Genomic DNA, 18,487 nt, shown 5'->3' with positions numbered 1-18,487 from the left:
ACGGCCGATCCGTGGCTCGGCGGGGATTTCTAGCGTCGGTCCCATGGATGACTGGACCACGTCCCACGACCGTGTGATCACGCAGCGTCGAGCCGAAGGCTGGATGTTCCTGATCGAGGCGGTCCGCGATCTGCGGACCACCGGAGCGATAGCCCCCAGCGGCAAGGCCCTGGCGCATGCCCTGACGGAGCCCGTCAGGGCCCAGTCACCCCACCCGCTGGCTGTCCTGGAAGCCGGGGCGGGCACCGGTTCCATCACGCGGGCGCTGATTCCGCAGCTGTCCCAGGGCAGCCGCCTGGACGTCGTGGAGGCCAACCCGCGGTTCGCCGCCCGCCTGAGCAAGCTCGTCACCACACACCCGAGCCCGGCGGCCCGGTCCGGACAGGCAACACCGCCATGGAGGCCGGGCCGTCCTCCTCGCCCGCTTCCTGCCGGTCGTACGAACCCTCGCCCCCCCCACTTCGCGGGGGCCACCCGCCTGCCCTACCGCCATATCGCCCCCTACAGCATCACCGCCGCATGCCTCTGGGCCACAGCCGAGATCAGCGCCGGATACGCCGCCGCAGCCTCCCTGCAGCGCGTGCTCACCCTCGGCGCACCCGTCCTGGCCGGGATCGCCGTGATCACCCTCGCATCCGTCATGCTGTGGCGCCGGCACTTCTCCTCGGACGCACAACCAGCTCTCCCGACACGCCCCGACACCACCGGCCCGGACACGGACCAGCACCAGGGGAGCCGCGTCAAGGTCGTTCCCAGACCACGCCCTTCGGGGGAGTGACGGCGGCCCAGGTGATCAACGCTTCGCAGTGCTGGATCAGCCGTTCGTAGTCTCCGGCGTGTCTGCGGGCGTGCATGATCCGAGCCAGTGACCGTTCGACTACCCAGCGGCGGGGCAGGATCACGAAGCCGGTGATGTTCTTCGGTCGGCTGACGGTCTCGGCAACCTTGACGGACTGGGAGTCGATCACGGTGGCGACGGCTCCAGGCGACCGGCCCGTCTCGCAGCGGCTCCGCTTGCGGAGCCTCGACAACGTGAGGCATCCGCACCCGCCCGTTCCTGCAGACGAACCGGCGGGCCCACAGCCGGAGTACGACGCTGCGCCCCGCACTCGGAACATCAACGGCAACCACAGGCCCCTGCCGTTAACCCAGGCAGACCGCGCTCCTCCCCCCGTGCACCGCGGTGCACCACACATCAACATGCACCGTCGCAATGTTCACTGCCCGTTTTGAGGCAACTTCCCAAGGCCTGTGCGGTGAGGTCAGCCGTCACTCACCGCACACGGCTCACTCGACCTGAGCCAGCACCGCAACTCATGTACACGGCCACCCCGTTCAAGGCGGGGGTCGAAGCCGTACGTCGATCTCTTCAGGTCTGACTCCTCGCGCCGGAGCCGTCAGTACCACGTTCGGCGCGGACCATCCGCGCCGAACAACGCGTGAAGACCCGCGCGCCGCCTCGCTGGACGAGCCGTACAAGCCGTCCTACGCCCGGGCTTGCCCGTCACTGACTGGCTCGCGGCAGGGGCCTGAGCGCCCGTCCTGGCCCCTGCCGCACCCACCAGGCGGGGGGAGGCCCCCAGCGCGCCCAGCAGCGCGACACACGGCTTCTCGTCAACGTCACCGAGAAGTTCCAGGAGTACCTCGGGCTGTTCCTACGAACTCCTGCCTGGAGCACGCGGGCCAGGACCCGCCCCTGCGGCCTCGGCTGGACGCTGCCCTCGCCGCGGCGCGCGACACCAACGGCTCAGACCAGCCTGGACAAAGAACAGTTCCACGCATGCGGTCGCAGAATCAGCGGCGGCTGGGGACTGCGTCCAGGAGTCCTGGAGCGGGCCGGACCCGTTCAGTCCCTGCTTTCAGTCCCTCTGTTCAGTCCCTCTAGAAAAGCCCAGGTCACAGGCCTGTTCACTCCACAGATCAGGGACCGAAGGGACTGAAGGGACTGAACTTCCCAGTTCCTTTTATCACGTGTGCGTGTGTATGCGTACGCGCGACTCTCAAGTACTACTACTCATGAGCGGCTCATAACTAGAACTTTCAGTCCCTTCAGTCCCTCCAAGCAGGCCAATATGGCCTGTGACCTGCGGTTTTAAGCGAGGGACTGAAAGGGGACCGAACAGCAACGAGTCCTTCGGTCCCTCGACGGACGATGTGGGTGCGACCGCCGACACGCCCGGCCTGGAAAAAGGCGCACTCCGGACGCGGCCTTCTTCGGTACCCCAACTCCCCAGGAGCGCAAGGGACCGAAGGGACTCAAGGTTCGAAACGACTACACGAAGGGCCAGAACGCTGATGTAGGCTCTGGACTTATTGGAAAACTCAGTCCCTTCGGTCCCTCGTTTGCCAGTAGCGAGCCTGTGACCTGCTCTTTTAGGGATAGGGATTGAGGAGATTGTTGGCCCCCCTCAAGGACGATCAGCGTGCCGCGTCAGAGCGAGACCAGTGTTCCCCTCCCCGTGGGATACGCCAGTCCCTACGCTGTCGCACGCTGGTGTGCCGGGAACGGCTGGCCCGTGCACCCCCTCGCCGCCGGCCGCAAGACCCCAGCCGCCAACTGCCAGTCCTGCCGGAAAGCGGCACACCGGCCCCAGGAGTGCCCATGCCACTCCGTCGGCAAGTGGTGTCACGGTTTCCACGCAGCAACGACCAAGCCAGAACTCCTGCACGCCTGGTGGGGGAGCGACCCACACCTTGGTGTCGGAGTTTCCTGTGGACCTGCGCGTCTCGTTGTCCTCGACATCGATGCGCACAGTGCGGAAGTCCCCGACCGGGACAGGCTCCTGCCTGGCATCCCCATTCACGAGAGCGTCAACCTGAACGGGCTGGCCTCAGGTTTCGACACGCTCGCTCTTCTTGCCGCGCTCCGCGGCAAGAAGAGCCCGGCGGACGACGACTCCACCCTCCGGGTCCGCACACCATCCGGAGGGCTCCACGTCTGGTACCAGGCCCCCGACCACGGGCCCCAGTACCGTTCCTCCGTAGGTTCCAGCCCGAAAGTCTCCCTTGCCTGGCAAGTCGACATCCGAGCCGCAGGTGGGTACATCGTCACCCCCACGACCCGGACAGACGCCGGCACCTACCAGGCGCTCGGTACGGCCCGCATGGCAGCTCCCCTCCCCAGCTGGCTCGCCACCGAACTGCAACGCACAGGCCACCCCGTCAACAACGAACCCACGCCCTCCCTTCCTCCGCGAACACGCCCCTCCGTTCCGGACAGGCAGAAGGCACACCGACTCCTCGAACCGCTCCTGGCCCAAGTCGAAGCCTGCGCAGCAGCATCCGAGGGAACGGCCTTCACCGAGAAGCTGAATCGTGCTGCCTACACTGCCGGAGGTCTGGTAGCCGGCGGCCACCTCGGCCACGACCAAGCTCAGGACCTGCTCACTGCGGCCGCCGATGCCGCACGCCCCCACCGTCACCGTCACAGCAGCGCCGTCATTTCCTCTGCCCTGTCCGCCGGCGCAACCCGGCCGCTCCATCTCAAAGGACGCCCATGAGCAGCGCTGACAGCCCACGCTTCGACGCCACGGCTGCGGCCCAGCAGATGCTCGAGCTCGAAGTGCAGGCAACGCAGCCCACTCTCCCCGCCCAGCAGAACACCACGAGCGTCACCGTGCACGAGCCGGCAGCCTCGCAGGGCAGGCTTCCGGCGATGCTCACCGACCGCGGCAACGCCAAGCTGTTCGCCGTCATGTTCGGCGACCAGTTCCGGCATGTAGAAGGCCTCGGCTGGTACCACTGGGACCAGTACCGGTGGAAGCGCACCGGCGGAGAGAAGGCCGCGGTCTGGGCTGCCGGTGACCTGGCCGAGCAAATGCCCGCCACTGATCCCACGGGCACCTTCAACGACCGGGAGATCGTGTCGCACCGGCGCCGGTCCATGTCGACCCCCGGCATCAAGGCGTTGCTCACTCAGGCAAAGGCATCTCCGGCTCTCGCCCTGGACCCCGACGTCCTGGACGGCGACCCCTACGCCCTCTGCACCCCGGCCGGAGTGGTCAACCTCCACAGCGGCGAGCTCCACAAGCCCGATCCCGTAGCCGACATGCACTCCAGGGCCACCAGCGTCGCCCCCGAGGAGATGCCCACCCCCCGCTGGCACCGCTTCCTCCATGACACCTTCGGCGAGGACGCCAAGGGCCAGGAAACCATCCACTTCCTCCACCTGCTGCTCGGCTACTCGATCACCGGTGACGTCGGCGCCCAGGTCCTGCCGTTCCTCTACGGCACCGGCGCCAACGGCAAGTCAGTCCTGCTCGACGTCATGACGCAGATCCTCGGTGACTACGCCCAGGCCGCCCCTCCCGGCTTCCTCATGGAGAAGGGCAAGTTCTCCGAGCACTCCACCGAACTGACCGAACTTCACGGCCGCCGCATCGTGGTGTGCTCCGAACTCAAACCCAACGACAAGTTCGACGAATCCCGGGTCAAGCTTCTGACCGGTGGCGACCGCATCATGGCCCGCCGGATGCGGCAGGACTACTTCAGCTTCAACCCCACCCACAAGCTCTGGCTGCTCGGCAACCACCGCCCCGAGGTCGGCACCGGCGGCCACGCCTTCTGGCGTCGTATCCGGCTCATCCCCTTCGAGCGCATCGTCCCCGCCGCCCGCAAGATCGACAACCTGGCGAAAGAGCTCGTCCAGAGCGAGGGCCCCGGCATCCTGCAGTGGCTCATCGAAGGGGCCAAGCTCTACCTCGCCACCCGCGACCCCCTCGCAGGCCCCGCAACGGTCCGCTCAGCCACCGAGGCCTACGCCACCACCGAAGACCACATCGGCCGCTTCCTCACCGAATGCTGCACCACCGACAGCCCCGACAAGAGCTCGGACCGGGCCGCCGGGGACCTCCGCGTGGAGCAGGGCCTGCTCTACGCCACCTACAGCGGCTGGTGCAGCGCCGGCGAAGGCATCCGTCCCGCCACCGCACGCGCCTTCGCCACCCGAGTGCGCCAGGAACTCTCCCTCGCCTCACCCGCCGACATGATGAAATCCAGTGGCAAGAAGTACTACCCAGGCCTCGGGCTACTCACCGACGAAGACTCGCAGGCCGACCATGGCTGACCCTCGCGCCCTACGCGCGCGCACCACGGCCGCCTATCCTGGACACGGTGCCCTCACCCGGGAACGTGCTCACCACACCCTCTCCGGTCCGCAATCGGCCGACGACAACGAAAAGGGGCTGCAGCCATGAGCTCGCTGCTGAACGAGAGCGACCTCCGCCATGAGAACGCAGTGGTCTGGCTGGAGAACCCTGACGAACTCGACTACGTCCGCCAAGCACTCGACAAGACCCCACGGCGCCGCGGCAAGCCCCGGTACGAGCGCGACGGACGCATGGTCGGTTACACCGAACTCGACGGTCAGGCCGAAGCCGACCCTGACAGCGGCCTCCAACTCCGCCGCGTCTTTTTCCTCTTGCCACATGACCGCGATACCAACCCGGACGGCCCGTACCACGAGGGCGCCCCCGGCGAAGCCATCGACCCCCGCACCGTCGAACCCCGCCGCGTCGGCGACAAGACCCCCCGCTCCCAGCGTGGCCCTGCGGCAGCGATAGCAGCCACTGGCATCTGAACACAGCGACCGCCGCCCGTCGCCTCAATCCGCAGTGGGTACGTGGAACGCGCTGTCGCGCCACTGACTCCGGCCCGCTCCGTACGGATCCGCACCCCCCTACTGCCCCGGCTGGCCCTCCGGCCAGGCGGGGCTTTCCCCTTCGTGCGCAGCGCCGCTGTACGGAGAGCCATTCGGTTCAGGCCGTGTGACCGGAAGTGATCTTCGTGACCGGAAGTGATCTTTTGGTGACGTGTTGTCAGTGGCAGCTGCTTTGATGGATCGGCTGCGCAAGGGGGCGCGGCCGCTTGGGGGAGGGGAGTTCGTTATGCCGTGGGTGAGACCGTACGTGCGCAGGGACGGGACGAGGGTGAAGGGCCATTCCCGGTGGGCTGCGGGCGGGCGCCGGGAGATGTCCATCGTGGTCATGGCGGGGCTGGTGGTGGTCGTACTCGGCAATTCCTCGAGCTCGGCCGACGGCCCGGGGGAGACGTCCCGACCGCAGCCGGGCGCCGTGTATCCGGTCACGTTCCCCGGGACGCAGAAGGCGTCGACCAGGCCGAGGCCTCAGCCCACGGTCTCCTACCCGATCAAGTTTCCCGAGACGCGGAAGGCTCCGGTGCGACCGGGGCCGCGGTCCACGGTGACGTATCCGATCCCGTGGGACCGGAGCGGGCGATGACCGCCCGCCGCCCCACCCCACGACGCCGGTCCCGGGCACGTAAGCGCAAGCAGGCCTACACCGGCGGCGAGGTGCTCCTCGGCGTCGTCGTCATCGGGTGGCTGGCCGCCGGGCTGCTGCAGTGGCTCACCGACCACCCTTGGGTCCTTCCTCTGGTCCTGCTGACGGCAGGAGCCGGAGCCTTTCTCCGGTTCCGGCTCCGTGTGCGGGGGAAGGACCGAAGGCGACTCCAGATGAACAGCCTGCGGTACCCGATGACTCGCCTGGACCAGCTGCACCATCGCCAGTTCGAGCATGCGATACGTGACCTGATGCTCCGGGACGGCTGCCCGGACGCCGTCCAGGTCGGCGGCGCCGGCGACAACGGCGCGGACGTCAAGGCCACCGACCCCTTCGGCCGCCGCTGGGTCATCCAGTGCAAACACCGCCGCGCCGGCCTTGACGGCGCCGCCGTCGGCACACCCGATCTGCACGTCCTGAACGGCACGGGGCGCCCGGTGCACAAGGGCGACGTGATCGTCCTGGTCACCAACGGCCGCTTCACCAAACCGGCCACCGACTTCGCCAAGTCCCAGCGTCTGCACCTCGTCGACCGTCACACTCTCGCCGCATGGGCAGGCGGATCCCGTCCCCTGTGGGAGCTCCTGCGGGCGGTACCACCTCCTAGCAGCCCCTCCGGGGTGACGTGACGGCAGGTCCGGGCCGCAAGCCGCCCCACCAAGCTCGATGCCTTCAAGCCCTACCTCGACCAGGCGATGGCACGAGGGCTGCACCAACGCCTGGACGCTGTGGGAAGAGATCCAGGCACAGGGCTGTCCAGACGGCTACGGCAACGTTCGCGCCTACGTTCAGCCGGAACCTACGTGGCAAACCGCAGCCGGTCGGCCCCCGGCCGCCATCCGCCCGTGCCGTCACCCGCTGGATCCTTACTCGCCCCGACGCCCTGGCCGAGTGCGACCGACTCCAGCTCAAGGCCGTACTGGCCAACTGCCCCGAACTGGACGCACTCGCCGGGCACGTCCGCTCCTTCGCCCACACGCACCCAGCTGCAAGGCCACCAACTGCCGGCATGGATCGAAGCCGCAACCACCGCCGACCTGCCGAGCCTCCAGCGATTCGCCCGGCACCTGGAACGCGACCTCGAAGCCATCACCACCGGACTCTTCTTCGACGTCCTTGCCGGGCAGCGCCGCGTCCGCGCGGCGGGCGGCTCCCGCGACGGTGGCGTGCAGCTGTTTGTCCGCGACCGTCCGGACCTCCGTTGCGGGGTGCCGAGCACAACCATCTGCCCGATGCCCGCGACCTGGTCGTTGACGGGGTGGCACCCCTTCTGGGACACCCGACCGCCCGGCAGGCCGGCGGACCGGATCGAGCTGCGCCGCCAGGCCCGCGGCGACCGTCGCGCAATGAGGGTGGCATGAGGATCGACACCCGGTCGATCGGCAGGTCCAGATCCTGCGGGTGATCAGAAACCGGATCGTGGATCACGGTGAAGGGCCCTCGATCCGGAAGATCGGAGAACGGGTCGGCCTGTCCAGCAGCAGCGTACGGATCGGCAGGGACGGGTGGGCCCGGCCGCTGGACCCCACGGAGGGACGGAAGCCGGCGAGTCGGCTGATCCAGGAGAACCCCTCGGCGCCGCTGCGTCAGATCGCTGCACAGGCCGGCGTGTCCTTGAGCACCGCCTCCGATGTCCGCAAGCGGCTGAGTCGCGGTGAGAGCCCGCTGCCAGAACGCGATCGTGAACAGGAAGAGCCGATTGCCGCCCGGCCGCCGGCCCGTGCGGCCCGGGACGAAGGGAGTTGGGCGCCGCACATCATGGCGCTGCGCCACCTCAGCCGCGACCCGTCCATACGTCTGACCGAGGACGGCCGGGCGCTGCTACGTTGGCTGAACGTGGTGGCCGTGCGCAACCAGGAGTGGGACCGCCTCTTGGGTAACGTTCCTCCGCACTGCGTCAAGGTGGCATTTCTGGTTGTCCGAAGCCGCCACACCTGAAGCAAGTGAACCAGTGAACCACGCAAGGCAGCCGCGGCGGGAAGCTCTCTCCATGCGTAAGGAAATGCCCCATGAGTTCGTCGGACAGCTCCTCGTCCCGGACGGCCTGGCCGAGTCGTACAGCAGAAGCAGTGGCGAGGAGGGGCGCGCCTGGGTCGCCGGGCTGCCCGCTCTCGTCGAGCGGTGCATCGACCGCTGGGATCTGAAGAGGGATGGCGGCATCTGCTCCGGTGAGGCCTCCCTCGTGGTGCCGGTGCTGCGCACGGATGGCACCCGGGCCGCGCTCAAGCTCCAGATGCCCCGGGAAGAGACGACGTCCGCGCTGATCGGGTTGCGCACCTGGAACGGGGACGGCATGGTGCGGCTGCTCGACCACGACGCGCCGAGCAGCACCATACTGCTGGAACGCCTGGACGGTTCGCACACCCTGGAGTCGGTCGAGGACGACGACGAGGCCATGCGTGTTCTCGCCGGGCTGCTGGCCCGGCTGCACTCCGTCCCGGCGCCTTCGGGGCTGCGTGGACTGGGTGAGATCGCCGGCGCCATGGTGGAGGAAACGCCGTCTGCCGTCAGCTCGTTGACAGATCCGGAAGACCGTAGCCGGATGCGCGGCTGGGCGTCGGCCGCCGCCGAGCTGGTGGGCGAGCCCGGTGACCGAATCCTGCACTGGGACCTGCACTACGGGAACGTGCTTGCTGCCGAGCGTGAACCGTGGCTGGCCATCGACCCTGAGCCACTGGTTGGCGACCCGGGGTTCGACCTGTGGCCGGCCCTGGACACCGGTGGGGAGCGGGTCGAGGCCACCGGTGACACGCTGCGGGTGGTCCGGCGGCGCTTCGACCTGGTGACCGAAGCGCTGGAGCTGGACCGCGGGAGGGCGGCCGGGTGGACCCTGGCCCGGCTGCTGCAGAACACCCTGTGGGACATCGAGGACGGGCGGACAGCGATCGACCCCTCCCGGATTGCCGTGGCCGACGCGCTGGTGAAGTACTGAAGCACTGCAGCAAGGGTGCGGGCTGCCGAGCGGCCCGCACCCTACGGCTCCTCCGAAGCGTTCGACTGCTGACCACACGCAGTCGAACGCTTCCGGCGTCGGCCCGGAGCCGTGGACCCGGCACGGTGGACGCATGCCCTTAGTGAAGCGGCGCCGCTAGCCTTCGATGAGTGCGGGGGAGCGGGCAACCGCGGTAGATCACCGGATTCCCCCTTCGCTTCCTGCCCGTCAGGATCCGCTGAATGCAGCGGGATCCGCAGCACCCCTCGAGTACCCGCCCGGTTCTGTCCGGTGCACGCGCGTGTTCGCACCTGTGCCCTGTACCTCCGAGCACTGCCGAGTCGAGTCGTTCGCGGCAGACCACGCCAGCCCCGGTCCGCGCTCCCGTTCGGTCCCGCGCAGGGCGGACGGTCCGCCGCCGTGTTCCTGCCGCCTCAGCCGCCGTCATGTCCCGCCTGATGGAGGAGAGTTATGAGCCTTGTAAGCGTGCACAACGAATGGGACCCGCTGGAGGAGGTCATCGTCGGCACAGCGGTGGGCGCCCGGGTGCCCACCGCCGACCGCAGTGTCTTCGCCGTGGAGTACGCGGGGGACTACGAGAGCCAGAAACAGATTCCCTCGGGTGCCTACCCGGAGCGCGTGATCAAGGAGACCGAGGCCGAACTTCACGTACTGACAGGGGAGTTGACCAAACTCGGGGTCACCGTCCGGCGCCCTGGAACCCGGCTTGGAAGGTGATGCGACGGGGCAGGCCGACCCCGTTGAGCGCGACGCCCTCGCGGGCGAGGACGAAGAGGAGGGCGAGGAAGGCGGACGAGGCGTTGCCGTCGTCGAAGGGATGGAAGAAGCAGACGTCGAGACAAGCGCGGGCGGCGCGGTCAGACGCCGGCAAGATGCTCATCGAGCGGGTCCGCACGTCCTTTCCTGCCAAGCGCACCGTTCATAGCCCAGTTGACGGGCGACGCCGCCGGGCACCCTGCGCGGCCCAGTGCCACCCCCGTTCGGGATCGGAGTGGTCGGTGAACCAGGCCAGGGTGAGCAGCTCGACTTCCTGCTCCACCGCGCGGTGCGGCAGCTCCTCCAAGTCGCGGAGCCGCTCCTGCTGCGCTGCGGACATACGACGGCGGCGTTCCGCTCGGTCCCCGGTACGCCAATCACCGACGAATGGGCCGCACATCAGCATCATCGCGGCAACACGGTCAGAGTGCGTCAGGCAGAACCGGCTCGCCGAATCGGTGCCGTAGGAGTGCCCAATCAGTACGGCCTTGGGTACGTGCCATGCCGGGGCCGGGTACCAACGTGGTCCCGGCAATGCGCTATTCAATTCCGGTGGCGGATCATCTAGAGTTGTCGCCATGGCGAATCAGATTGCAGTCGGAGCGAAGCTTCTGGAATACGTCAGGGAGTCCTCTCTCAGGGAGGATGAAATTCTCCGCGATCTGCGACAGCTGACCGCGGAGTTACCCCATGGAGAGGCGATGCAGGTCATGCCGGAAGAAGGGCAGTTCCTCGCGTTTCTGATCGCGTCGGCCGGCGTCACCGATGTGCTGGAACTCGGCACCTTCACCGGCTACAGCACCCTGTGCATGGCCCGTGCTCTTCCGTCGCACGGGCGGTTGATCACCTGTGACATCACCGAGCGATGGCCGGAGATCGGCGCCGATTACTGGCGGCGCGCGGGCGTTTCCGAGCGTATCGAGCTTCGTATCGGTGCGGCGACCGATATTCTCGGGAAGATGCTCGCCGACGGTTGTTCCGACAGCTTCGGTCTCGTTTTCATAGATGCCGACAAAGCGAATTATCCCCGCTATTACGAACTGGCATTGCGGCTTGTGCGGCCGGGCGGGCTGGTGGTGGTGGACAACACGCTTTTCTTCGGCCGGGTCATTGACCCCCTCGCCGACGACGCGGACACTGCCGGTGTCCGTGAGGTCAATGCCACGATCCGGGACGACCGGCGGGTCGACGTCTGCATGCTCCCGATGGCCGACGGCATCACTCTGGTCCGCCGCAGGTGATCACTACCGGTGGCTGCCGGATCGGGCCCGCCGGCCGGCCCCGATCCGGGCACCCTTTCGCGCTCAGTCCGGGAGCCCGGCCCGGGGCGGCGCCCGGTCGGCCAGGTCCGGAGCGATCAGCCGGACCGTCGTCGGAGGCTCCCGCCGCTCGGCGGTGAGGTGCAGCAACAGGACGTCCTCACCGGAACTCCCCGAGACCTCGTCACGGCAGTCGCAGGACTGCTCGTCCAAGCCCGCGAACCGGTAGGCGATCTCCATCACCCGGTTGCGGTCGGTGGCGCGGAAGTCCGCCAGCAGATGGACACCGGCCAGGGCGGCCTGGTCGACCAGCCAGTTCAGGATGATCGTGCCGGCGCCGAACGCCACCACACGGCACGAGGTGGCGAGCAACTTGAGGTGCCACGCCCGTCCGTGCTTCTCGAGCAGCACCACGCCCACGGCACCGTGCGGCCCGAAGCGGTCCGTGAGTGTCGTGACCAGAACCTCATGGCTCGGGCAGGCGAGGAGCGCGCGCAGCACCTCGTCCGGGTAATGCACCCCGGTCGCGTTCATCTGGCTGGTGCGCAGGGTCAGTTCCTCGACCCGCGACAGCTCGTCGTCCGTGGCCCGCCCGATGCGCATCACCATGTCCAGCGAGCGGAGGAAGTCCTCGGACGAACCGGCGAACCGCTCCCGCTCGTCCGTGCGCCGGAAGCCGGCCTGGTACATCGTCCGGCGCTGTCGCGAGTCGACGGTCACCGACCTCGGGCTGAACTCGGGCAGGGACAGCAGTGTCGCCGCCTCCTGTGCCGCGTAGCAGCGCACCTCGGGGAGGTGGAAGGCGACCTCGGCCCGCTCGGCCGGCTGGTCGTCGATGAACGCGATGGTGCCGGGAGCGAAGTCCAGCCGGTCGGTGATCCGGCGTACCGCGTCCGACTTGGGCCCCCAGCCGATCTCCGGGACGACGAAGTAGTCGGCGACGCCGAGGGCCTTCAGCCGTGCCCAGGCGATGTCATGGTCGTTGCGGCTGCACACCGACTGCAGAATGCCCCGCGCGTCCAGACCGATGATCAACTCACGGTTCGCCTCGGACAGGACGACGTTCTCGTCCTCCAGCAGTGTGCCGTGCCAGAGCGTGTTGTCGAGGTCCCAGACCAGGCACTTCACAATCCCGGGCGGGGCCTCCGGCGCGGTGTCGCTCATGTTCGGCTCCTTGTGATGACGTCCTGGTGATGAGGGCGGCCACGGGTGAGGTCACCGTCGGCTGAGCGCGTGGTCGGCCAGGATCAGCTGGCACATCTCGTCGCTGCCCTCGATGATCTCCATGAGCTTGGCGTCGCGGTACGCCCGCGCGACGAGGTGACCGTCCCGCGCCCCGGCCGACGCGAGCACCTGTACCGCGGTGGCCGCGCCCCTGGCCGCGTGCCCGGCACTGACGTACTTCGCCATCACGACGGCGGTGACCAGGTCGGGGGCGTTCTCGTCCCAGCGGCGGCTGGCGTACTCGCAGGCGCGGGTGGCGACCTGTTCGGCGGTCCACAGGTCGGCCAGGTGCCGGGCGACGAGCTGGTGCTGCCCCAGTGGGCGGCCGAACTGGTGGCGGGAGCGGGCGTGGTCGACGGCCGCACTCACACAGGCCCGCAGGATTCCGACACATCCCCACGCGACCGAGATCCGGCCATAGGCCAGGGCCGTCGTCACCAGTAGGGACAGTGGCTGCCGCCCGCCACCCAGCAGGCTGCCGAGCGGCAACCGCACGTCGTCGAGCAGGACCTCCGCGTGCCCGGCCGCCCGGCAGCCCAGGGGATCGGCCACCGGCCGCACCTGGACGCCAGGGGCGTTGCGGGGCACCACCACCACGGCACCGTCCTGGCCCATCCGGGCGACGACGAGGAAGAGATCGGCGTACTCGGCGGCAGTCACCCACTTCTTGCGGCCGGTGAGCGACAGGGTGTCGCCGTCGATGGTGACGGTGGTCGCGATGGCCGACAGGTCGCTGCCCGCTTGAGGTTCGCTGAAGGCCACGGCCGCCGTGTCGCCCGAGGCCAGCCGCGGCAGCAGATCCGACGCCTGCTCCGGGTCACCGAGCCGTTCGACGGTCCACGCGGCCATGCCCTGCGAGGTCATGACGCTCCGCAGCGAGCTGCACAGACTGCCGACATGGGCGGTGAACTCGCCGCTGTCCGCGCTGCTCCACCCCGGTCCGCCGTACCTCGCCGGGATCTGGGCGGTGAGCTGCCCGGCCGCACCGAGTCTCCGCACCACGTCCTCAGGCAGCCGGCCCGCCCGGTCCCAGTCGGACGCCCGGTCGCCGACCAGTTCGGTGACCGCCGAGGCCGCTGCGGCGACGGCGTCACGCACCGGAACCGCCGGGGGCCGGCTGCCGGAGCCGCTCGACCAGTGTGCCCATCCGCTGCACGGTGCGGAAGTTGTCCATCCGCAGGTCGGCGCCACGGATGGCGATGCCGTACGTCCTCTCCAGATGCACCACCAGTTCCATGGCGAAGATGGAGGACAGCCCACCGTTACCGAAGACGTCGGCGTCGGTCGCCCAGTCCCTCCCCGTGTGCTTCGCCAGGTACTGCAGCAGGTCCGTCCGGACCGTGCCGGCGTCGCCGGCGGGTTCCGGCACCGAACGGTCGGGTGACGTGGTCATGTCTGTTCTCCCTCGTACTCGTAGAAGCCGCGCCCGCTCTTGCGGCCGAGGTGGCCGGCCCGCACCATCTCCAGCAGCAAGTCGCAGGGGCGGCACCCTTCGTCTCCGGTCCGGCTGTGCAGCACCCACAGCGAGTCGACCAGGTTGTCCAGCCCGATGAGGTCGGCGGTGCGCAGCGGGCCCGTCGGATGACCCAGACATCCCTGCATGAGCCGGTCGACCGACTCGACGTCGGCGGTGCCCGCCGCCACCACCCGGACCGCGTCGTTGATCATGGGGTGCAGGATCCGGCTGGTGACGAAACCCGGCGCGTCCGCGACGACGATCGGCTCCCGGCGCAGCGCGGCGAGCAGCGCCCTCAGCGCGTCCAGGGTCGCCTCGCCGGTCCATGTACCCCGGATGACCTCGACCGTCCGGATCAGGTAGGGCGGGTTCATGAAGTGGGTGCCGATGAGATCCTCCGGCCGGGCCGCCGCCCGGGCCAGCTCGTCGATGGGGATCGCCGACGTGTTCGAGATGATCGGGACGCCGGGCGCGACCAGGGTGGACAAGTCCGCGAGGACCTTCGCCTTCGCGTCGGCGTCCTCGGTGACCGCCTCGATCACCGCGGTGGGTCCCGCGTCGCCGGCCGTCACCAGATCGGCGAGCGACAGGCCGGTGACGAGAGCGCCGGGGGCCACCCCGTCCGGCAGTGCGCCCATCAGCTGCGCCATCCGCACCTGGTGGCCGATCCTCGCCGGTGCCTCGTCCAGCCGGCGCCGGTCCAGGTCGATCAGCGACACCGCGATCCCGTGCCCGACGGCCAGCGCGGCGATGCCCGACCCCATCACCCCCGCTCCGAGCACAGCCAGTCGCAGCCCGGCGCCGGGCGTATCGCTCTCCGCTGCCATGTCGTCCCTCTTTCGGTCCCGGCCCGGCCGGGAGGCTTCCGGGCTACGTCGAAACACAGTGATCGCCGAGGCGGCCACGGGAGGACCCCCGGGCCGCCGCCCGCGGTCACTCCTCCGGGCGGCCCGCTTCGGCCCGGGAAGGCCACGGTGGTGCGAGACCGCCCGTGGGTTCCGTGTAGAACTGCTGCGCCCACTGCCGGTACCGGCCGATCGGACCGTCGCCCTTGGCGAGCTTCGGGTGCTCGACGTGCTCCTGGTGGTGCCACATCAGCAGGTCCGCGCCGGTGTCGACGCTCGCCACCCGCTGGAGGACGGCGCTGAGCAGCCGGGCGGCGGGCAGCGCCGCCGCGCGCCCGATCCGCTCGGGCACGCCGGGGATGCCGGCCAGCTCCAGCTTCGTACCGAACCGGAGGTGTATACGTCCCGCGCCGGTCGCGGTCGCGTGGAGCATCACGTACAGGTTGCCCGCGTCCCGGGGCAGGACCGTCCTCGCCGCGATGGTGCCCAGTCCGATCACGGTGAGCGTGTACGACTGGCGGGACCCGCGCATCATGGTGCCGCGGGCGGTGGCGGTGACGGTGCTGATCGGTTTCCCGGCCACCGGTGCGCCCCCGATCTCCAGATCCTTGAGACCGTGCAGCGCGGGCAGATGACCCCAGTCGAACGCGTTCTCGATGACGTCCTGCGGGTGGCCGGCGATGTCGAAGGTGTCGTGGCTGTACGGCTGCCGCTCATCCATGGGCAGGGCCGGGACGTCCCACTCCGGGGGCAGACCGAGGGCGTGCCACCACACGTAGACCGAGCCGTTGACCTCGCAGACCGGGTACTGCGACAGCGACGCCTTCGGCGGCGGCTTGTCATACCCGGTACGTACGCAGACACCGGCCGGGTCGAACGCGAAGCGGTGGAAGGGGCAGACGATGTCCTCGCCCTCGACCGATCCGCCGACCCCGAGATGCGCCCCCAGGTGCGGGCACCGCGGCCGGACGGCCCGCAGCAGACCCCGGGTCGTCCGGTAGAGGACGACCTCCGCGCCCGCGAGGGGACGCGTGATGACGGACCCGCGTCTCAGCTCGTCGCTGAAGGCCAGGCAGAACCACCCGTTCGGGTAAGGACGGGAGGGAGCGTGCAGGGTGTCGGCCGGGGCCGCGCCGGGCCGGCCGACCTCGCGGGAGCTGAGAAGCCGCTTCACCAGCGGCTTCAGGTGAGGCTTCATGGCGTCACTCCTGGTGCTGCACCGGGCAGGCGGAGGCTCCCGCCCGGGGGGTGGACGGCTGGGCAGGCGCGGACCGCGGCGAGGCGGCGTGCAGCTCGGTGCTGTCGCCGCTGCCCGTCCGCCGCTCGCTGAGCCGCAGGGTCAGCCCGCGCGAGCTCAGACTGGTCTCCACCTTGGGCTTGAACGGCTGCTCGCCGGCCGGGGTCAGCTCCCAGCGGGAGACGATGGCGGTGAGGGCCAGGATGGCCTCGGTGAGGGCGAACTGGTCCCCGATGCACTTACGGGGGCCCGCGCCGAAGGGGATGTAGGAGGCCCGGTCGGGCTGGACGCCCAGCCAGCGGTCCGGGTCGAAGCGGTCGGGATCGGTGAAGAGGTCGGACCGCCGGTGCAGGAGGTACGCACTGAGCACCAGGGTGCTGCCGCTCTTGAGCCGTACTCCGCCGAGTTCGGCGTCCTGCCTGAGGGTGCGGGTCATCATCCAGGCGGGCGGGTACAGCCGCAGCGTCTCCGTCACGACCCGGGAGGCCAGGCCGAGCGACGGCAGGTGCGCGGCATCGAGCTTCCCGCCGGCCAGGACACTGTCGGTCTCGGCCTGGAGGCGGCGCTGGATGTCCGGGTTCGTGGCGAGCAGGTGCAGCGCCCAGGCCAGGGTGATGGCCGTGGTCTCCATGCCGCCGAGGAAGAACGTGAGTGCCTCGTCCGCCAGTTCGGCGTCGCTCAGCTGTTTCTGGCCGTCGTCGCTCTCCTCGTCGACCGCCCCGACCAGCGTCGAGAGCAGATCGGCACGGTCCGTCGGATCGGCACGCCGCTCGGCGATGATCTCCGCGATGGTGTCCGACAGCCGGTGCCGTGCCTGGTCGTACCGCCGTTTCTGCCGAGTCGGCAGCTGGCGCAGCAGAGCAGGCGTCATCATCCGGCGGAAGAACGCGCTCACGATGGTGGCGGTGTCGGCCAGGGCGCGCCGCATGGTCTCCTCCGGCAGCGCGCCACTGAACATCGTCTCCATGGTGGCTCGCGTCGTCAGCGTCATCATTTCCTGGGTGACGTCCAGGACGTCGCCGTCGCGCCAGGACCCGGCCTTCAGCACCGCCGCTCGGGCGAACACCGCGCCGTACCCGGGGAGCCGGGTGGGGTGGAAAGAGGGCTGGCACAGCCGCCGCTGCCGCCGGTGCAGGGTGTACGAGCAGGTGGACAGGCCGTCGCCGATGACCTCGCGGATCCGGTCGTAGATCGGGCCGCCCTTGTCGTAGACGCGGTCGTTCAGGAACACCTGCCGGGTCAGGGCCGGGTCACAGACCATCACGGCGGTACTCGGGCCCAGCCGGACGCGGACCATCTCGCGGTACCCGGACAGGGACATGATGAACGCCAGCGGATCGCGGAGCAGTGGCAGTGCGTGGCCCAGCAGCGGCAGGGCCCGGGGAGCGAGCGGAACCGACGCCGCGGTACTCGTGTCTCTCATGGACAACCTCATTCTGTAGGTGAACCACCGGCTGATGCCGCGCCGACGGAATCGCGGGTGATCTCGATCAGCGCGGTGGTCCAGCGGAAGCCGACCCCGAAACTCACGACGAGGACGCGGTCCCCGGCCCGCAGGGTGCCGGAGCGGAACGTCCGGTCGAGGGCGAGCAGGACGTCGGACGGGCCGGCGTGGCCGAGGTGCCGGCCGTAGGTCCAGGTGGTGTCGTCGGCACGCAGGCCGAGCGGGGAGCCGCTGAGCAGCAGTTCGAGGACGACCGACCCGATCGCGATGGGCACCACGTGCGAGATGTCCGCCGGCTTCACGGCGGCCTCGTCGAGGACGGTCCGGATGCAGCGGTGGGTGGCACGTTGCAGCACCTCGATGTGGGGCATGAACCCGGTCTCCTCGACCGGGAACCGCCGGGCGGCACCGGTGTACCCCTCCCTCGCCCGGGTCTGCGCCTCCAGTTGCGGCTCGGTGACATGGGCGGTCGCGACCAGACGGGCGAAGCCCGTACCGCGCGTGAGGACGGCGGCGGCACCGGCGTCACCGGCGACGTAACCCAACTCCCGTGAGTACCCCCATCGTTCGTCCGGGAACCGGGCACCGGTCGTGACCAGCGCGGCTTGCGCGGCCGGCCGGGCGGTGAGGTGTTCGGCCGCGGTGACGAGTGCGGCGGCCCCGCCGTCACTGGCCGCGCCCACCTCGATCCCGGTGGTGTCCTTCCCGCCCAGCACCCGCGTCAGGTAGGCCACGGGCGTGTAGTGGTCTCCGTCCTGGAAGCCGGCGTGCACGAGCAGACTCAGGTCGGCACTGGGGACGTCCGCGTGGCGCAGCGCCCTGAGGCCCGCCCGGGCCGCCATCTGCGTCGCCGTGTTGTCCGTCGAGACGGCGGCCGAGGTGAATCCGTTGAGCGTCAGGGTCGAGGGCTGCCGGGTGCCCGGCCCGCCCTGCGGCTCCTGCTCCGCGGGCCTGATGGGGGGTACCCACGCTCCGGTCCCGGCGATCGTGATGTCCTGCCACAACACTGCTGTC

Annotated in this window: 16 protein-coding genes and 3 pseudogenes; 9 read left to right on the top strand and 10 right to left on the bottom strand. The window is 69.4% G+C overall.

Annotated features, from left to right (window positions below; translation table 11 throughout):
• Positions 1-43 precede the first annotated feature (43 nt).
• Entirely contained in the window at positions 44-778 is a 735-nt protein-coding gene (locus tag ACFYQ5_RS28110; protein ID WP_389201542.1) for a hypothetical protein, read from the top strand.
• Here the strand turns inward: ACFYQ5_RS28110 and ACFYQ5_RS28105 are convergent.
• Positions 774-938: pseudogene (locus ACFYQ5_RS28105) on the bottom strand (IS5/IS1182 family transposase); the annotation flags it as partial. The gene ACFYQ5_RS28110 and the pseudogene ACFYQ5_RS28105 overlap by 5 nt on opposite strands.
• 1,485 nt (positions 939-2,423) lie before the next feature.
• Between ACFYQ5_RS28105 and ACFYQ5_RS28100 the strand changes: the two are divergent.
• The 7 genes and pseudogenes from ACFYQ5_RS28100 to ACFYQ5_RS28070 all read left to right on the top strand — a co-directional run bounded on the left by ACFYQ5_RS28100 (position 2,424) and on the right by ACFYQ5_RS28070 (position 9,969).
• On the top strand, positions 2,424-3,500 hold the full coding sequence (locus ACFYQ5_RS28100) for a bifunctional DNA primase/polymerase (RefSeq protein WP_389201541.1): 1,077 nt from the start codon (positions 2,424-2,426) through the stop codon (positions 3,498-3,500).
• The gene (locus ACFYQ5_RS28095) at positions 3,497-5,065 is read left to right on the top strand and encodes a phage/plasmid primase, P4 family (RefSeq protein WP_389201540.1); all 1,569 of its coding nucleotides are present in this window, start codon (positions 3,497-3,499) and stop codon (positions 5,063-5,065) included. The genes ACFYQ5_RS28100 and ACFYQ5_RS28095 overlap by 4 nt, the downstream gene beginning before the upstream one ends.
• Positions 5,066-5,191: 126 nt before the next feature.
• The gene (locus tag ACFYQ5_RS28090) at positions 5,192-5,578 is read left to right on the top strand and encodes a DUF6009 family protein (protein WP_389201538.1); all 387 of its coding nucleotides are present in this window, start codon (positions 5,192-5,194) and stop codon (positions 5,576-5,578) included.
• 657 nt (positions 5,579-6,235) lie between these two features.
• The gene (locus ACFYQ5_RS28085; RefSeq protein WP_389201536.1) at positions 6,236-6,928 is read left to right on the top strand and encodes a restriction endonuclease; all 693 of its coding nucleotides are present in this window, start codon (positions 6,236-6,238) and stop codon (positions 6,926-6,928) included.
• Between the two features lie 760 nt (positions 6,929-7,688).
• Positions 7,689-8,237 (top strand): annotated as a pseudogene (locus tag ACFYQ5_RS28080) (streptomycin biosynthesis protein); the annotation flags it as partial.
• Between the two features lie 71 nt (positions 8,238-8,308).
• Positions 8,309-9,231 (top strand): annotated as a pseudogene (locus tag ACFYQ5_RS28075) (APH(6)-I family aminoglycoside O-phosphotransferase).
• Between the two features lie 471 nt (positions 9,232-9,702).
• Positions 9,703-9,969 carry a hypothetical protein gene (locus ACFYQ5_RS28070; RefSeq protein ID WP_389201535.1) on the top strand — a complete coding sequence of 89 codons (267 nt, stop codon included), beginning with the start codon at positions 9,703-9,705 and terminating at the stop codon, positions 9,967-9,969.
• On the opposite strand, the gene ACFYQ5_RS28065 is transcribed toward ACFYQ5_RS28070, so the two are convergent.
• Together ACFYQ5_RS28065 and ACFYQ5_RS28060 are read right to left on the bottom strand one after the other, a co-directional pair.
• On the bottom strand, positions 9,932-10,132 hold the full coding sequence (locus ACFYQ5_RS28065; protein WP_389201533.1) for a hypothetical protein: 201 nt from the start codon (positions 10,130-10,132) through the stop codon (positions 9,932-9,934). The two genes, ACFYQ5_RS28070 and ACFYQ5_RS28065, sit on opposite strands and share 38 nt — an antisense overlap.
• Before the next feature lie 39 nt (positions 10,133-10,171).
• Positions 10,172-10,588 (bottom strand): alpha/beta fold hydrolase, encoded by a 417-nt coding sequence (locus ACFYQ5_RS28060; RefSeq protein ID WP_389201531.1) that lies wholly within the window; start codon positions 10,586-10,588, stop codon positions 10,172-10,174.
• Here ACFYQ5_RS28060 and ACFYQ5_RS28055 point away from each other — a divergent pair.
• Positions 10,587-11,249 carry an O-methyltransferase gene (locus ACFYQ5_RS28055; protein ID WP_389201530.1) on the top strand — a complete coding sequence of 221 codons (663 nt, stop codon included), beginning with the start codon at positions 10,587-10,589 and terminating at the stop codon, positions 11,247-11,249. The genes ACFYQ5_RS28060 and ACFYQ5_RS28055 overlap by 2 nt on opposite strands.
• A 63-nt stretch (positions 11,250-11,312) precedes the next feature.
• On the opposite strand, the gene ACFYQ5_RS28050 is transcribed toward ACFYQ5_RS28055, so the two are convergent.
• From ACFYQ5_RS28050 to ACFYQ5_RS28020, 7 genes are all read right to left on the bottom strand, one after another.
• Entirely contained in the window at positions 11,313-12,431 is a 1,119-nt protein-coding gene (locus ACFYQ5_RS28050) for an HAD-IIIC family phosphatase (RefSeq protein WP_389201528.1), read from the bottom strand.
• 51 nt (positions 12,432-12,482) lie between these two features.
• Positions 12,483-13,589, bottom strand: a complete 1,107-nt coding sequence (locus tag ACFYQ5_RS28045) for an acyl-CoA dehydrogenase family protein (RefSeq protein ID WP_389201526.1) — start codon at positions 13,587-13,589, stop codon at positions 12,483-12,485.
• Positions 13,582-13,884 carry an acyl carrier protein gene (locus ACFYQ5_RS28040; RefSeq protein WP_389201525.1) on the bottom strand — a complete coding sequence of 101 codons (303 nt, stop codon included), beginning with the start codon at positions 13,882-13,884 and terminating at the stop codon, positions 13,582-13,584. Before ACFYQ5_RS28040 ends, ACFYQ5_RS28045 begins: the two co-directional genes overlap by 8 nt.
• Positions 13,881-14,774, bottom strand: coding sequence for a 3-hydroxyacyl-CoA dehydrogenase family protein (locus ACFYQ5_RS28035; RefSeq protein WP_389201523.1), 894 nt, complete (start codon positions 14,772-14,774; stop codon positions 13,881-13,883). Before ACFYQ5_RS28035 ends, ACFYQ5_RS28040 begins: the two co-directional genes overlap by 4 nt.
• A gap of 106 nt (positions 14,775-14,880) precedes the next feature.
• Complete coding sequence (locus ACFYQ5_RS28030; RefSeq protein WP_389201521.1) at positions 14,881-15,990, bottom strand: Rieske 2Fe-2S domain-containing protein; 1,110 nt, start codon at positions 15,988-15,990, stop codon at positions 14,881-14,883.
• Between the two features lie 4 nt (positions 15,991-15,994).
• Complete coding sequence (locus tag ACFYQ5_RS28025; RefSeq protein ID WP_389201519.1) at positions 15,995-17,452, bottom strand: cytochrome P450; 1,458 nt, start codon at positions 17,450-17,452, stop codon at positions 15,995-15,997.
• An 8-nt stretch (positions 17,453-17,460) separates the two neighbouring features.
• Complete coding sequence (locus tag ACFYQ5_RS28020) at positions 17,461-18,480, bottom strand: 3-oxoacyl-[acyl-carrier-protein] synthase III C-terminal domain-containing protein (RefSeq protein ID WP_389201517.1); 1,020 nt, start codon at positions 18,478-18,480, stop codon at positions 17,461-17,463.
• Positions 18,481-18,487: the final 7 nt, after the last annotated feature.

Source organism: Streptomyces sp. NPDC005794 (assembly GCF_042871445.1).
GTDB lineage: Bacteria > Actinomycetota > Actinomycetes > Streptomycetales > Streptomycetaceae > Streptomyces.
The sequence above is the reverse complement of the archived record's forward strand: the minus strand, read 5'-3'. Positions and strand labels throughout refer to the sequence as shown.